Annotated in this window: 1 protein-coding gene; it reads right to left on the bottom strand. The window is 63.8% G+C overall.

Features of this window, described 5'->3' with window-relative positions:
• On the bottom strand, positions 1–890 hold an 890-nt coding region (locus J0A65_RS24380), incomplete at both ends, for a condensation domain-containing protein (protein ID WP_232850135.1).

The raw sequence follows: 890 nt of genomic DNA, 5'->3' as shown, positions 1-890 counted from the left end.
AAGCGCTCGAAGGGCAGTTCCTGATGAGCCTGTGCATCCAGGACGGCCTGGCGTACCGCATCGAGCAGATCGACGAAGGAAGCATGTTCCTCGACTTCACCGCACAGCACCTGGGTATTGACGAAAAAACCCACCAGACGCTCGCACTCGGCCCTACCACGGTTGGCCACCGGCACGCCGATACGCAGTTCGCGCTGGCCGCTGTAGCGCACCAGCAGCACCTCGAATGCCGCCAGCAGCACCATGAACAGGCTTGCACCCTGGCCACGTGCCAGGCTGCGCAGCTCGCTCACCAACGCCGTAGGCAGTTGAAAGTCCAGCGTGGCACCACGGTAACTCTGCTGCGGTGGACGCGGTCGGTCGCTGGGCAGGGTCAGCAGCAGCGACGGATCGCCGATATGTTGCGTCCAGTAATCGAGCTGACGCTGCTCCTCCCCGGCCGCCATCCACAGGCGCTGCCAGCGAGCATGGTCGGCGTACTGAATCGGCAGCGGCGGCAGGCTGGCACCACGACCGGTGACGCAGGCGCCATAGAGGCTGGCGAACTCGTCGATCAGCACGCCCATCGACCAACCATCGGAGACGATATGATGCAGGTTCAGCAGCAGCAGGTGCTCGCTATCGCTGAGTCGCAGCAGGTGCAGGCGCAGCAACGGGCCATTGGCGAGATCGAAAGGCTGTCGCGCCAACTGTTCCAGACGCACACGTGCGGCGTCCTCACGCTGGTCTGCCGGCAGTTCCGCAAAGTCTTCCTCCAGCATGGCCAGAGGCAAGGTCGACAGGATCACCTGCAACGGCTCGCCACCTTCTTCGCGAAACAGCGTGCGCAGACTCTCATGGCGTGCCACCAATGCCTCGAAAGCCTGGCGCAGGGCCTTAGGATCCAGCGT

The organism is Bowmanella yangjiangensis (assembly GCF_017255015.1).
In the GTDB taxonomy this organism is placed as follows: domain Bacteria; phylum Pseudomonadota; class Gammaproteobacteria; order Enterobacterales; family Alteromonadaceae; genus Bowmanella; species Bowmanella yangjiangensis.
This window is presented reverse-complemented; position numbering and strand designations above follow the sequence as displayed.